Origin of the sequence: Ensifer aridi (genome assembly GCF_002078505.1) — a bacterium.
Taxonomy (GTDB): Bacteria; Pseudomonadota; Alphaproteobacteria; order Rhizobiales; family Rhizobiaceae; genus Sinorhizobium; species Sinorhizobium aridi.
Genome location: NZ_LUAV01000031.1, coordinates 16,361 through 30,911, shown reverse-complemented (window position 1 = coordinate 30,911; position 14,551 = coordinate 16,361). Strand labels below are relative to the sequence as shown.

The 14,551-nt window shown below is 61.4% G+C and carries 13 protein-coding genes and 1 pseudogene; 9 read left to right on the top strand and 5 right to left on the bottom strand.

The genetic code is table 11. The features are described from left to right. Window positions 1-3: 3 nt before the first annotated feature. The 5 genes from aztD (at window position 4) to dmeF (ending at window position 4,537) form a co-directional block, all read left to right on the top strand. Window positions 4-1,239 carry a zinc metallochaperone AztD gene (gene aztD, locus AYK65_RS22265; RefSeq protein ID WP_081160828.1) on the top strand — a complete coding sequence of 412 codons (1,236 nt, stop codon included), beginning with the start codon at window positions 4-6 and terminating at the stop codon, window positions 1,237-1,239. 71 nt (window positions 1,240-1,310) lie between these two features. Then, complete coding sequence (locus AYK65_RS22260; protein WP_081160825.1) at window positions 1,311-1,724, top strand: Fur family transcriptional regulator; 414 nt, start codon at window positions 1,311-1,313, stop codon at window positions 1,722-1,724. 43 nt (window positions 1,725-1,767) lie between these two features. Continuing rightward, window positions 1,768-2,973, top strand: coding sequence for a zinc metallochaperone GTPase ZigA (gene zigA / locus AYK65_RS22255; RefSeq protein WP_081160892.1), 1,206 nt, complete (start codon window positions 1,768-1,770; stop codon window positions 2,971-2,973). Window positions 2,974-3,295: 322 nt separating this feature from the next. After that, window positions 3,296-3,568 carry a metal/formaldehyde-sensitive transcriptional repressor gene (locus AYK65_RS22250; RefSeq protein WP_081160823.1) on the top strand — a complete coding sequence of 91 codons (273 nt, stop codon included), beginning with the start codon at window positions 3,296-3,298 and terminating at the stop codon, window positions 3,566-3,568. Window positions 3,569-3,586: 18 nt separating this feature from the next. Continuing rightward, on the top strand, window positions 3,587-4,537 hold the full coding sequence (dmeF, locus tag AYK65_RS22245; RefSeq protein ID WP_081160820.1) for a CDF family Co(II)/Ni(II) efflux transporter DmeF: 951 nt from the start codon (window positions 3,587-3,589) through the stop codon (window positions 4,535-4,537). A gap of 330 nt (window positions 4,538-4,867) precedes the next feature. Here the strand turns inward: dmeF and AYK65_RS22240 are convergent, their stop codons facing one another. Beyond that, entirely contained in the window at window positions 4,868-5,752 is an 885-nt protein-coding gene (locus AYK65_RS22240; protein ID WP_081160890.1) for an NAD(P)H-binding protein, read from the bottom strand. Between the two features lie 127 nt (window positions 5,753-5,879). Between AYK65_RS22240 and AYK65_RS33970 the strand changes: the two are divergent. Continuing rightward, window positions 5,880-6,879 (top strand): annotated as a pseudogene (locus tag AYK65_RS33970) (AraC family transcriptional regulator). Between the two features lie 55 nt (window positions 6,880-6,934). Here AYK65_RS33970 and AYK65_RS33260 read toward each other — a convergent pair. Next, window positions 6,935-7,858 carry an alpha/beta hydrolase gene (locus AYK65_RS33260; protein ID WP_081160818.1) on the bottom strand — a complete coding sequence of 308 codons (924 nt, stop codon included), beginning with the start codon at window positions 7,856-7,858 and terminating at the stop codon, window positions 6,935-6,937. A 406-nt stretch (window positions 7,859-8,264) separates the two neighbouring features. Continuing rightward, a complete protein-coding gene (locus AYK65_RS22225) occupies window positions 8,265-9,134 on the bottom strand; it encodes an aldo/keto reductase family oxidoreductase (protein ID WP_081160815.1) in 870 nt (289 codons plus the stop codon). Between the two features lie 117 nt (window positions 9,135-9,251). Between AYK65_RS22225 and AYK65_RS22220 the strand changes: the two genes are divergently transcribed. Further along, entirely contained in the window at window positions 9,252-10,175 is a 924-nt protein-coding gene (locus AYK65_RS22220; RefSeq protein WP_081160813.1) for a LysR family transcriptional regulator, read from the top strand. A 103-nt stretch (window positions 10,176-10,278) separates the two neighbouring features. Here the strand turns inward: AYK65_RS22220 and AYK65_RS33965 are convergent, their stop codons facing one another. Next, entirely contained in the window at window positions 10,279-10,494 is a 216-nt protein-coding gene (locus AYK65_RS33965) for a RidA family protein (protein WP_420810262.1), read from the bottom strand. Window positions 10,495-11,140: 646 nt separating this feature from the next. Here AYK65_RS33965 and AYK65_RS22210 point away from each other — a divergent pair. Next, entirely contained in the window at window positions 11,141-12,334 is a 1,194-nt protein-coding gene (locus AYK65_RS22210; protein ID WP_081160810.1) for a hypothetical protein, read from the top strand. A 47-nt stretch (window positions 12,335-12,381) separates the two neighbouring features. Here AYK65_RS22210 and AYK65_RS22205 read toward each other — a convergent pair whose 3' ends face one another. Beyond that, complete coding sequence (locus AYK65_RS22205; protein ID WP_081160807.1) at window positions 12,382-12,897, bottom strand: cupin domain-containing protein; 516 nt, start codon at window positions 12,895-12,897, stop codon at window positions 12,382-12,384. A 648-nt stretch (window positions 12,898-13,545) separates the two neighbouring features. Here AYK65_RS22205 and AYK65_RS22200 point away from each other — a divergent pair. Then, window positions 13,546-14,526, top strand: a complete 981-nt coding sequence (locus AYK65_RS22200) for an AraC family transcriptional regulator (protein ID WP_081160805.1) — start codon at window positions 13,546-13,548, stop codon at window positions 14,524-14,526. The last annotated feature ends 25 nt before the right edge of the window (window positions 14,527-14,551 follow it).

Sequence of the window (14,551 nt, the reverse complement as noted above, 5' to 3'; positions counted from 1 at the left end):
CCAATGAGATTGTCTCTCACTCGAAGCCGCCTACTGACGGCAGTGGCCGCGACCCTCGTGTTTGCGGCCCAGGGCGCGCTCGCCGAAGACCACGAAACGCAAGAGGTTTGGCGGATCTTCGTCGCCGATCACACGCACCCAGTCGTTCGAGCCATCGACTTTTCTGAGGGCAAGGAACTCGGCCGCTACGACGTGAAAGGCTATGCGGCGCTCACGGCGAGCGCATCCGGACAGACGGTGTTCGCGACGCAGTCGGATCATGACGTCGTGCATGTCATCAAGACTGGAATTGTGTTTTCCGATCATGGTGAGCATCGCGACCTCGGTGTGTCGGATGTTGCGCTTATCCCGGTAACCTTCGAGGGCAAGCGCCCGGTCCATGTCGTTCCGCACGACGACCACGCAATCCTGTTTTATGACCGTGATGGCAAAGCCGACATTGTCGATGAAGCGGCGTTGCTCGAGGGCAAGGCCGAGGTCCGCACGGTCGATGCAACCAAGCCCCATCACGGTGTTGCAGTCACCTTAGGACGCTACGTGCTGGTATCTGTGCCCAATACTGAGGTTGAGACTAAGCCGGATGAGTTGCCCCCGCGCGTCGGTCTGCGTGTCATCGATGAAAACGGCCACCAGGTCGGCGACATAGCCAAATGCACCGACCTTCATGGTGAGGCGACCTCCGCGCGCCTCGTCGCCTTTGGCTGCAAAGAGGGTATCCTCATTGCGCGCCCTGGCGGTATCGATGGGCCGAAGCTGGAAATGCTTCCCTATCCCGCGGATTTCCCGAAGGGCCATACGGGAACCCTGTTGGGCGGCAAGGCGATGCAGTTCTTCCTCGGTAACTACGGCGAGGACAAGGTCGTGCTCATCGACCCGGACAGCAAGCAACCCTACCGGCTGGTTGAGCTTCCGACCCGCAGGGTCGATTTCCGCCTTGACCCTGCGACGCCACGCAATGCCTACATCCTGACGGAGGACGGCGATCTTCACGTGCTGGACGTGGTCAAGGGCGAGATCGTTCGCAAGGGCAAGGTGACCGAGCCCTATAGCAAGGATGGCCATTGGCGCGACCCCCGTCCACGTCTGGCCGTGGCCGATGGCCAGATCGCCATCACCGACCCGCGGCACTCGCTTGTCCGGGTCATCGATGCCGAAACCCTTAAAGAGACACGCACCATCGCAGTCGAAGGCCAGCCGTTCTCGATCGTCGCTATCGGTGGTTCGGGCGCATCGCACTGAAGCGATGATGCCGTGGTCCGGAACTGGGCGTCAGTTCCGGACCACTTGGACAACCTGTTCGGGAGAGAAGAATGCCGCAGACCACCCATGCTGACGCGCTGAAGCTGACGAAGAACCAGAGCCTCGTGCTCGCGGTGTTGCAATCGTCCGCGCAACCGCTCAGCGCCTACAGTATCCTCGACCGTCTGCGTGAACACGGCCTAAAGGCGCCGCTCCAGGTCTATCGAGCGCTCGACAGGCTGCTGAAAACCGGCCGAGTCCACCGTCTGGAAAGCATGAACGCTTTTGTCGTCTGCTGTCACTCGCTACGCGGGCAAATCCATCCGCGGATCACCGCCTTCGAGATCTGCGAGGCCTGCGGAAAGGTCAACGAATTCCACGACACAAAAATCGAAGACGCGTTGACCAGACATGCGCGAAGCAGCGGCTTTAAGATCAGGACCACGACGATTGAAGTCCACGGCCTCTGTGCCGATTGCCATTGATCCAGTCGGAACACCCCGATCGATGTTAAACAGGAATCTTGAATTGACGAACAAACTTCCCGTCACCGTTCTCTCCGGCTTCCTTGGCGCCGGCAAGACCACGCTCCTCAACCACATCCTTGCCAATCGACAGGGTATGCGCGTCGCGCTCATCGTCAACGACATGAGTGAGGTCAATATCGACGCCGCGCTCGTGCGCGACGGCGGCGCCAATCTTTCGCGCACGCAAGAGCAGCTCGTCGAGATGACCAACGGCTGCATCTGTTGCACGCTGCGCGACGACCTGCTGAAGGAAGTCCGCGCGCTAGCCGAACAGGGCCGGTTCGATTACCTGTTGATTGAATCGACCGGCATCGCCGAACCGCTCCCGGTGGCCGCAACCTTCGATTTCCGCGACGAGAGCGGGCAAAGCCTGTCGGACGTGGCAAGGCTCGACACGATGGTGACGGTTGTCGACGCCGCAAACCTGCTGAAAGACTACAGCTCGGCGGATTTCCTGTCCGACGGCGGCGAGACGGCCGGCGACGGCGACACCCGCACCATCGTCGATCTCCTGGTCGAGCAGATCGAGTTCGCCGACGTCATGATCCTCAACAAGATCGGCACGGCCACGCCGGAAGAACGCGACGCGGCGCGCAAAATCATCGTTGGCCTGAATCCCGACGCCAAGCTGATCGAAGCCGACTTCGGCAAGGTCGACCTCAAGGAGGTTCTGGGTACCGGCCGCTTCAACTTCGCCAAAGCCGAGACGCATCCCCTCTGGTTCAAGGAACTGCACGGATTCAAGGACCACATCCCTGAAACGGAAGAATACGGCATTCGCTCCTTCGTCTATCGGGCGAGGAAGCCTTTCGATCCCATGCGGTTCCAGGCCTTCATCGACAAGTCGTGGCCGGGCGTCGTGCGCGCCAAGGGGTTCTTCTGGCTGGCGACGCGGCCACACCACGTCGGTGAAATCAGCCAGGCGGGCGCTCTCGTGAGGACGGGCAAGATGGGTCTGTGGTGGTCCTCCGTGCCGCGGGAGCAATGGCCGCAGGATGCCGGCTTCGTGAAAATGCTGAGGCCCTATCTCGATCCGATCTGGGGCGACCGTCGGCAGGAGATCGTCTTCATCGGCGCCGACCCGATGGATGAGTGGAGGATCCGGGCGGAGCTCGATGCTTGCCTCATCGATAGCCGGGTGTTTGCGCCCGAGCTCTGGCGCAATCTGCCGGACCCATTCGCAAGCTGGGCGCCGAAAGCTGCTTAGCATCCATGGAGCCAGGAATCGGCGCATCCTCTTCCGACGAACGCATCCTTGCGGCCCGAGCCAACAAAGTCTCGATGCCGGAGAGTTGTCGCCGCCCGCATCGCCCGCGTGGACCCGTCTTGAGTTGACCGTGATGCCGCTCGTCGCGTTTGAATAGCTCGGAAAGTCTCGGCGTGTCGGTTTCGCGGCGGCGCCGAGGCCGTTCATACTGATCTCTATCCTTTTCCGTCGACCTGCCAGTTCAAGCGCGCCTCGTCCGGCTGCAAGGCTTTTCCTTCATCTCCCACTGTAGTATAGAGGGTTATATTACCGGGACTGAACCATGGGCCACACCATCCGACAAAAAGAAAAACTCATTGCGCGTGTTCGGCGCCTGAAGGGGCAGCTCGATGGCGTCGAAAAGGCTCTGGCAGCGGAAGTACCCTGCGGTGAGGTGTTACGGCAGCTCGCATCCATACGAGGTGCGATGAGTGGGTTGACGGCGGAACTGATGGAGGATCACCTGCGGGGCCATGTCCTTAACGTCGAGACCGAGGCGGACCGCCGGGACGGGGCCGAGGAGATGATCGAGGTCATCCGCACCTATTTGAAGTGAGTTTGGCAGGGAAATCCCATGGCTTCATCCACCTCGGGTCTGTACCACGACCATGTGTTCCTCGGCGCTGACCATCGGCGTAACGAGAGGAAGGTCTGGCTCGTCATTGTGCTGACCGCCACCATGATGGTGATCGAAATCTCCGCCGGCACGGTGTACGGCTCGTTAGCGCTCGTTGCCGACGGATGGCACATGTCCACGCATGCCGGTGCCATGCTCATCACCGCCCTTGCCTATTCGTATGCCCGCCGGTATGCCGGCGATCCTCGCTTCACGTTCGGAACGGGCAAACTTGGCGATCTCGCAGGCTTCTCAAGCGCTGTCGTTCTGGCTCTCGTCGCTCTCCTTATTGGCTGGGAAAGCCTGCTGCGTTTCGCAAATCCGATCTCGATCCAATTCGAACAGGCAATTGCGGTGGCGGCTGTCGGCCTGGTCGTAAATCTTGTAAGTGCCTGGTTGCTGAAGGACGACCGGACGTACGACCATCATGGCCATCACCATGCCCACGATGACGCACACGAACACAGTCAACAGGATGGCCATGCCCGGGACAACAACCTCCGCGCAGCCTATCTGCATGTTCTCGCCGACGCTCTGACCTCGATCCTGGCGATCGTCGCGCTGCTCGTCGGAAGGAGCTATGGCTGGCTGTGGGCCGACCCGTTGATGGGCATTTTAGGCGCTCTGGTGATAGCGCGCTGGTCGTGGGGTCTCTTGCACGACGCCGGCAGCGTCCTGCTGGACCGGGTGCCAGAAGCCGAACTCATCCAACGAGAGATCCGCGAGGTGATCGAGATCGAGGGCGATAGGATTACAGATCTCCACGTCTGGCAGGTCGGGCCTGGACATTACGCGGCGATCCTATCGCTCATCTCAGTCCGGCCGAAAGAACCGGACCATTACAAGGCCCGCCTTGCACATGTTCACGAGCTTGCTCATCTGACGGTGGAAGTGAACTGCAGCACGTGAGCGCCGAGCTGTGCAATATGCAGCCAGATATAACTCTTGAACTGAGCAATATACGGCCCGCTTCACAAGTGTAGCCGACGATGTCGCCCACTACGATCGCAGCCAGTCTGCATTCCATCACGAGCCTCGACGGTCTTCAGGAGCATCTATAAGGCACCGTCCTCGCTGGCCCAATCAAAACCGTGTGTGCGGAATGTCGGCCGTCTTTGAACGACTGGTTGCCGGCTTTGCCGCGACGGGCCTGATCTGGTCATCTTGTCCCGTTCAAGCGCGCGTCGGTCTGCGCATAACGACCCTCCCCGCTCCGCCTGGGGCGGCGGACTGCTAGCTCTAGCCGAGGATCGTCGGCTTGAGCACCGTCTCGCACCACTCCCGGAAGCTGGTCGGCGTCGAATTCGCGGGCGTCCGCGACTCGGCATCGTCGAGACCGGAATCCTTGGCCGCAAACATCTCTGCATAGCCCAGGGCGAAAGCCGGCGACATGCCGCGTGCGGCAAGCCCGTCCTTGAAGGCTTCGAGGGAGACCTGCTGGAACCGCACCGGCCACCTCAGCACTTCGGTGAGGATCGCGGCCATGTCGTTACAGGACAGGTCCTCCGGACCCAGCAACGGCACGTCGGCGCGCCCGCGCCACGACCGGTCGAGCAGCAGCTTCGCGGCGGCGGCGGCGATGTCGCGCGTGGCACAGGTAGGATGCCTGCGGTTGCCATCGAGGGGCAGGCTGAACAATCCCTCGTCGCGGATCAATGCCGCCTGGCGGAGGAGATTGTCCATGAACGAAGGGTTTGCCAGCGCGCGGTAGGAGGCGCCCGTGTCGGCTATCATATCGTCCATCGCCAGCGATGCCGTGACGAGCCCGGCACGACCGGCAAGCGCAGTACCGCGGCCAAGCGCCGAGACGCCAACCACATGCCGAACGTCGCAGCGCTCAACAGCCTCGCAGGCCGGAGCGCTGAAATCGAGGTAGGCGGCCTCGAGGCTCTCCGCGGCCGGGTCGGGAGGAACGAGCCAGAACAGGGCGTCGGCGCCCGCGAATGCTCTCAGCACGACTTCGCGATTCCCGTGCGAACCCTGCACGACGTCGACTTGCTCTCGAATGCGTGCCGGAAGGCGTGAAGGCTCGCGCGCGATCATGCGGACCGGTTCGCCGCTGCCGACGATGATCTCGACGAGCTGGCGCCCGATTTGGCTGGTGGGAGCGGTAATGACGATCATCGTCGCTTCTTTCGCTTGATAGGTGGATTCCGCCACGCGGCGGCTTGGCTGATGAGGGATAGTCCAGCGAGAGAATACGATCTATGCTGCGCAGTACGCGATTTTTGCTGGATCGTCCCAGATGCCAATGGACCCGCTCTCTGACATCCTGTCGCTGCTGAAGCCGCGCAGCTATGTGTCGGCGGGCTTCGATGCAGGCGGAGACTGGGCGATCCGCTTCACCGACCAGCAGGGCCGCATCAAATGCTACGCGGTCGTTTCGGGCGCGTGTTGGCTCACCGTCGACGATGTATCCGCCCGTTCGCCTGCGGGCGGGTGATTGCTTCGTGCTACCGAGCGGCCGGCCTTTTCGTCTCGCCAGCGATGCCGCGCTGGAGCCTGTCGATTCAAGCGCGGTCTTCCCGCCGGCTCGGCCCGGCGGTGTTGTCACCTACAATGGCGGGGGCGATTTCTTCCTTGTCGGCAGCCGCTTCGCCGTCAGCGGCCCGCATACGGCCGGGCTGCTGCGCACGCTGCCGCCAATCGTGCATATCCATAAGGAACCGGACCAGACGGCGCTGCGATGGTCGGTGGAGCAGATGATGCATGAGCTTCACGCGCAGCAGCCGGGCGGCGCGCTGATCGCGCAGCATCTTGCCCATATGATGCTGATCCATGCGCTCCGGGCCTATCTTGCGGAAGGGGCGCCGGCCGGCGTCGGCTGGTTCCATGCGCTAACAGACAGGCAGATGAGTGCGGCGATCGAGGCGATGCATGAAGAACCGGCGCACCGCTGGACCGTGCAGGCGCTGGCCGAGCGCGCCTGCATGTCGCGATCGAGCTTTGCCGCCAGGTTCAGGGAGGCGGTGGGGCAAACACCGATGGAGTATCTGACGCGCTGGCGGATGTTGCTGGCGGCGGATCGGCTGGAGAACAGCGCCGATTCCATTTCCGTGATCGCTCTCTCGCTCGGCTATGAATCCGAAAGCGCTTTCAGCACGGCCTTCAAGCGGGTGATGGGCTGCTCGCCGCGCCAGCACGCGCGCGGCAGAGGCCTCCACGGCTCCAATAGGCAGGTCGCGCCAGCCGACGAGGTGCCAAACAGCCATACGGCAGCGGAGGCGACGCTCACGCTGGCCGGAACGTAAAAGCCGGACCGCCCGGCACACAGCATTTTCAGCCGTTCCTCTTGCTATGGCGCTTTCAAGCTATGAACCGGGCAAACCATTCCAGCATCTGCGCCGGCTCGCGCTGAAAATAGGTATAGCCGTCCCATCGCCGCGTCGTACCCTCGATCCAGTGCAGCTCTTTATCTGCTACGGGCATATTGTTGTACATCGCCTGAATGTCGTCGGGCGTGGTGTAGAGGTCGTCGCGGACCTGATAGAGGAAGGTCGGGATCGTCATGCTCCGAGCCCAAGGGACCGGGGAGAACTGGTCGATCGTGAAGCTGGTCTGTAGCCGGATGCGTTCGTTCAGATCCTCGATGTAGTGGGCGGGAATCTCGAAGCGCTCGAGCGCCCTCCGAAGCGCGGCGCCGCTCGACAGAGGCTGCGGCGCGACCATGCAGCGTACCCCGTCGAAGGCTTGGGGCCGCCGCGTCATCGCGAACATCGTGGCGTTGCAGCCGACGCAGCGACTGAAGAGGCCGATCGTCATGTCGCGTGTGTCTGCGCGGCGGCGGACGTAGTTCAGCGACCCGATTACGTCGCGCGACTCGTAGCGACCGGCCGAGAAGACCCCGCCGTTCGCAGCGCCGCTCTGCCCGAAATTGCGCAGGTCGTAGGCCAACACATTGTAGCCCGCATCGTGCAGGATTTTGTAGTCCGGCACGAAATTGACTTCGAAATCATTGCCGGCGGACGCCCCGAAGGACTTCCACGGCTCCAGATGCGAAGGAAGGCCGGCGCGGTTGAACCAGCGCGGGTGATTGGCGATGATGATCTTGTCGGAGCCGGGCCGGGGGATGAACCAGCCTTCAAGCGGAATGCCATCCTCGGACGGGAAGAAGATCTCTTCATAATCCAGCCCCTCTTCGTCGGGCCAATGCAGGATCGGCGCGCGAGGCCAAGTGCGGAAACCCTCCGCTAGCTTTTGCAGCGTCTGTTCGATCTGGTCGGGTGTCATGCCTTTGCTCCTACTGGTCTACGAGCGCTGGAGGCGTCGCTCGCCGTCGATTGGGGCCGCGCGTCATTAAAAAACGGCGCGCCGTCCCATTCCGCCATCTCGTGTCTGTATCCGACGCGGGCATTTCGATAAGCGCTTGGGAGCGCGCCAACCATTCTCGGCGGTACGGCATATCTTTGCGATCGTCCGAAATGCCGGCGCTCGCTTTCGGAGGTCCATCGTGGCGCGGATCGGGTCCTCAAGGTACCCACGACAGGCGGCACCGACCATGGGTCAAAGTCCAGTTTTCTGTTGCGACTGTCCAGAATGGCCGCCCGAGGTCTCCCCGCCGCTGCCGCAGGTTCGGCCGGTACAAAAGGCGGGCGCGGCGGTCGCCCGCCGCCTTGGTCCATTCGCAGGTTCACCTTCAGGCGGGCACCATTCCATCGAGTTCGGCCATCGCTCCTGCCGGGAGATCGACTTCGGCGGCGGCGAGGTTCTCCCTCAGATGCACGCGCGAGGAGGTGCCGGGGATCAGCAGGATGTTTGGCGCGCGCTTCAGCAGCCAGGCGAGCGCCACCTGCATCGGCGTCGCGCCGAGCCGGGCCGCCACATCCGACAGCGTCGAGGATTGCAGGGGCGAAAAGCCACCGAGCGGGAAGAAGGGCACATAGGCGGTGCCTTCCACGGCGAGCCGGTCGATCATGGAGTCGTCGCGGCGGTTGGCCAGGTTGTACATGTTCTGCACGCAGACGATCTCCGTGATCCTGCGACCTTCCTCGACTTGGCTTGACGTCACGTTGGAAAGGCCGATATGCCTGATCAGCCCCTGATGCTTGAGATCGGCCAGCACGGTGAGCGGCTCCTCGATCGAACCCTCGGCCGGGCCGTGCACGCTGAACATGGCGCGGAGGTTCACCACCTCGATCACGTCGAGCCCGAGATTGCGCAGGTTGTCATGCACGGCCTGCGTCAGTTCATCCTTCGTAAACGCAGGATTCCACGAGGCGTCCGGGCCGCGCTTCGCGCCGACCTTGGTGACGATCACGAGGTCGTCACGGTAGGGATGGAGCGCTTCCCGGATGATCTCATTGGTGACGTGCGGGCCATAGAAGTCGCTGGTGTCGATATGGTTGACGCCGCTTTCGACTGCTTCACGCAGCACGGCGACCGCTTCGGCACGATCATGAGGCGGGCCGAACGCGCCCTTGCCGGCAAGCTGCATCGCGCCATAGCCGAGGCGCTTCACCAAGCGGTCGCCGAGCTTGAAGGTTCCTGATTTCTTAACACTGGACATGCGCTGATCTCCGTTTTGAGCCACGAAGACGGAGTTAAGCCTGTTCCATTGGCAGGACAATCAGCTAGTATCCGGACGGGCTGTACGGCACCCCGAACAATTGGAAAGGCGGAGGATATGGAGCGTGACAGGCCCGACATGGCGGATGTGGGCGCCTTCATGAAAGTGGCGCGGGCCGCAGGGTTCCGGGAGGCGGCTCGGGCGAGCGACATCAGCGCGTCGGCGCTGAGCGACGCCGTGCGGCGCCTCGAGGCGGAACTCGGCGTCAGGCTTCTCAACCGCACCACGCGTAGCGTAGTCCCCACCGAGGCTGGCCGGGGGCTGATGGAGCGGCTCGGGCCGGCATTCGGCGAGATCAACGCCGCGCTCGATTTCGCCCGCGGCTTTCGCGACCGCCCGGCGGGCGTGCTGAAACTGAACGTGCCGGTGAGCGCCGCGCGGCTTGTGCTGCCGGATATCGTCCCCGCCTTCCTCGCTGCCTATCCCGATACCCGACTGGAGATCATGACTGACGAAAGCTTCGTCGATGTGATCGCCGCGGGCTGCGACGCCGGCATCCGCTACGACGAGCGGTTGCAGCAGGACATGATCGCGGTGCCGCTCGGACCTCGCATCCAGCGCTATGCGAGCGGCGCCTCGCCGGCCTATCTCGCCGCGCATGGCCGGCCGCAACATCCGCGCGACCTGCTGTCTCACAGCTGCATTCGGAGCCGTTTCGCCGGCCGGCCGATCAGTCCCTGGGAGTTCGAGCGCGACGGCGAGGTGGTCACGATCGACCCGCCCACGTCCCTCGTGGTGCAGGCGGGCGGCGGCTCGGATCTCGGGATCGCAGCGGCCATTGCCGGAACTGGCATCGTCTCGATCTTCGAAGACTGGCTGCGTTCGCACTTCGAAAGCGGAGCGCTGGAACCCGTGCTGGAGCCGTGGTGGCTGAGCTTTTCCGGGCCCTTCCTCTACTACCCCGGGCGCCGGCTGGTGCCGGCGCCCCTGCGCGCCTTCGTCGACTTCATCAGGGGCATGCCGCCGGGTGGACCCGGTTGAGCAATGAAAGCCCCGTGTCGGTATCTTGGAGGCTGAATCAAGCGGTTACGGACGATAACCGCTCAGGGGCATCAGCGCCTGTCCGCCAGTTCGTTGCCGATCCTCAAGGAATGCGGGCAATCACCTTGATCTCGAAGTCGAAGCCCGCGAGCCAATTGACGCCCACCGCAGTGTGTCCTGTTCGGCCGGTTGGTGTGAAAGGTGGTGACGTTGACGACATTGTCCAGGCTGCAGCCGGCGGCGGCCAGAACCGCGCGCATATTGGCAATGGCCCGCCGGACCTGATCCTCGAAAAGGGGCTCTGGCGAGCCGTCTTCACGGCTGCCGACCTGACCGATACGAAGAGAAGATCTCCGGAGCGAATGGCTCCTGAATAACGGTGGACATCATACCAGGCGTGGCGGTTGGTCGGACTGCACGCCGCTTGCTCACCCTTTATGGTAACCCTGGAGCAAGATGAACTGTAATTAGAATTGCGATGGACAGCGGAGGCGGCTGTGGCAAGTTTGTGAGTGCGAGAGCTACCTCCTCGTGCTTGTCTAAGGAACCCCCCGCTTCGGCGGGTTTCTACTACGCTCAGCGATTCAGGTTAAATACGTTGGAGTGCGCTGCCCAGCGCCGCGAAAATCGTTCACGCCATTAAATGGCGAAATGTACGTGCGGACAACTTTTCGGACGCAGCGCTAACGACATGTCGAAAGCGCTCAAATATAAATTTCACATTACCTATCCCTAAAGCGGTACTTAGAAACTACTGCGGCGGGCTAAGCCAAAAACCAAGTGTCGTTCGGCCGGCGATTCAGCGCGTCGGTCAGGTGAGGAGCCGCGCATCTATTGAGAAGTTCCCTTGATTTAGATCCTCCATGTCGCGCTACGCGTGGGTGGACGAGAGCGATTGAATTTCTTGAAACTGAACGCGGCGTGTCGATCAAAACGCCGGCAAATGCGGCAAAGGGGTAAGCAAAATGACTTTTTTCACAACAAACTTCATGTCGGACGGGTACAGCGCCAGTCTCAGCCAATCCGCACAAGGGCAGCTCTCATCCAGCTACACCAATGCGCTGACGGAAGCGCTGAAGGACGCGGCGGCCGCTGACTACATCGGCTTCCTGGCCAATCAGGCTGGCCTCTCGATCGATGACGCATTGGCCGTGAAGGCTTCAGTGATCGCCGGTGATTTTACGCTTACGGGCTTGTTCGGAGCGGCACAAAGCAAGACTGGCGCTGTCGACGGCAGCAGCATTACGGACCCCGCGCCGAAGATGCTGGTCAATGGCGTTGAAATTGACTTGGCAGCCACCCTCACCGGTCTCGACACCGAAACTTGGTCGACTGTCCAGACGAACGGCAAGAAACTCGATACGATCTATCATACCCGAGAATTCTACACGGATACGCAGGAGCCGGCCGACTACGACGCCAGTTGGGCCAACACGAACCAACCCCCCAGTGCCGAGCCGATCTTGAAGGAGTTGACCGAGGACGTCGTCGCGTCTCCTATTGATCTTCTCGCGACCGCATCTGACGCGGATGGCGGAACGGTTTCGGTTGTCGCTGACAGCTTGAGTTTTTCCGTTGCTGGCGGACCTGCGTCCACGACTCCTCCTGGTTACGTCAGCATAGTGGACGGCATAGTGACGGTCGATACTTCGCACTCCGACCTGCAGCCGGGCGGAGCCGTCGATCTTAAGGTCGGGGAGACGCTGAGCTTGGTCGTGAATTACATGATTGAGGATGGCCAGGGCGGCTCGACGACCAATTCGCTGACCGTTCAGATAGCTGGCACGGCGGACATCTATACCGCCACCGACTCATTCAGCTTCCAGAAGATCGGCGGCGGTGAGGATGAACGGTCGTTTTCGGGATTCTTCACGGTCGATTCAGAGGGTTTCGATGGCATTGTCACGGTGAGCGGAGAAGCCGACCTGAACGCGAAAAACGAGAGCCTTGAAGGTTTGATTGACACGCATTCGTTCGACTTCGCGGGCGCCGCCCCGAACAGCTCCACAACCGAAAGCTTAACTCCGTATTCCGATGCGGTGATACTCAGCGGTGCCGATTTCACCGACGGAACGATCGCGTTTAACGGTGAGTTCAGTCAGCAAGTCGCGAACGGTTCCTCGATTAGCATTCAACTCCAATACGATTACTGGGCCTAGAGTGCCGCAAACAGCATGGCCCGGCGACGAGCCGGGTCATTGCGCCACTACCGCCCAGCGCTTGGATGCTTGTGGATTGGATCGACCCAATAGACTTCCTCCGGCTTTTCCACCGGATCGACATCGGTGATATTGACCACCACCGCCTCGTTGTCGGACCGCACCAGCACGCATTCGAGCACGTTGTCGGGATCGGCATTGATTTCCTGGTGCGGCACAAAGGGTGGTACGTAGATGAAGTCGCCTGGGCCGGCTTCCGCGACATACTCAAGCCTGTCGCCCCAACGCATGCGCGCCTTGCCGCGAACGACAAAGATTACGCTTTCGAGCAGACCATGGTGATGCACGCCGGTCTTGGCATTAGGCTCGATCGACACGGTGCCGGCCCAGATCTTCTGGGCGCCGACACGCGCATGATTGATGGCCGCCTGCCGATACATGCCGGGAGTCTGGGCCGTATTGTCATCGAGTTGGTCCCCCTTGATGACGCGAACGCCGTTATGTTTCCACCGGTCCTCTGCGTGATGGTGGTCATGACCGTGGTGATGAGGGTGATCCGACATGCTGGCCTCCGTTTTTCGGCATCGGGACCGCACGAGGTCCTAGATCGGCTCGCTAGAATTTAGCAGCCTACTGGTGCCGTGCAAAATCGCTTCCAGACGATACATTATGCGATCTTATCGGCCCAAAAAGGTGAACATCACAGCAACCCGCCGTGCCGGGCTCGTGCGAGCACGATTCCGTCCGCCCCTAAGGCGACGTCCACGCTTAAGTCTGTTAACGGCAGCATTGCGCCTTCTTATCGGTCATAGAGGCAGTCCTCACCGCTGCCCGAAAGGAGCCGTTTGAATCGCTTGATGCATCGCCATTTGTGCGGCAAATAACGTCTACCGATTTCGCGTCGGATAAGCGACTCAATAAACGGAGTTGCATCTGCCGGACGGCGGACATTGCCTTCCGAATGGAGCCCTGGTGGGCTTCTTGTTCAGTTGGGAGCAGGGCTTCTGACGGAGGGTACGTGCCATCGGCCTTCCCCGCTGCCTGCCCATGCGGCCAGAACGCACGGGTACGTCCGGGCGTCAGCTAGGCCGAGACATTGGACTTCCACAAAGGAAAAGGGTCAGTTGCCCATCGCCAATGATGACGCCGAAGGCGGCCATGGCACAGATGCCTTACTTGCATGCCGGACGCCTGGCATATAAATTGGCCCAATGCTTGATCGTTCATCCCAATCTCCGACACATATTCCTACGGACGCACTAAGCGAAGTTCTACAGGACTTTCGCCTGAGTGGGGTCAACTACGGCCGTTGTGAGCTACGCCATCCATGGAGCATCGCCTTTCCGCAGCAACAGCTGCTTCGCTTTCATTTCGTCAGTGAGGGGCCATGCTGGGTCCATAGCGAAGCCCAGGGATGGCAGGAGTTACAAGACGGCGATCTGGTGTTGTTGCCACAAGGTGTCGAACACCGACTGGCCAGCAAGCCTGATGTTGTCGGGGACTCGCTTAAGAGCTGTCACGTCACCAAGTTGGGGGGCAATGTCTGCGAAGTGGTGCATGAAGGAACAGGAGCGACTAGCACCCTGTTCTGCGGTTCCATGGCTTTGGGTGCGAATGCCCTCAACCCTTTGATCGCTCTGATGCCACCGATCATCAAGGGCTGTGATGTTGCGGGCAATGATCCGATCGTCGGCCCCCTCCTCGCCGCCATGACGGCAGAGGCGTCGCAGCCCCAGATAGGCAGCGCCACGGTCTTGTCACGCATGGCGGACGTACTCGTCGCGCGGCTTATTCGCTGCTGGGTCAATTGCAGCGGAGCCTCGACCAGCGGCTGGCTCGCCGCGATCCGTGATCCTCATATCGGTCGTGCGCTCGCAGCCATGCACCGAGATCCCGGCCATGACTGGACGCTTGAGACCCTTGCTGGCGTGGCAGGTCAATCGCGCTCGATCTTCGCGGAACGCTTCAGCGCCATTTTGGGGGAAGGCGCGGCACGCTATCTCGCCCGTCTGCGCATGCAGCTTGCACGAGAGTTACTCGGTCAAAACATGTCGGTTGCCGAGGTCGCTTCTCAACTGGGCTATGAATCTGAAGCTTCTTTCGCTCGCGCCTTCAAGCGCATCACCAGCGTTTCACCTGGCGTTGTGCGCCGCACCATTTCCGGACGAACGGACATAGAATTCGGACTTTAGGGAACATATCATCCTGAAATACTCG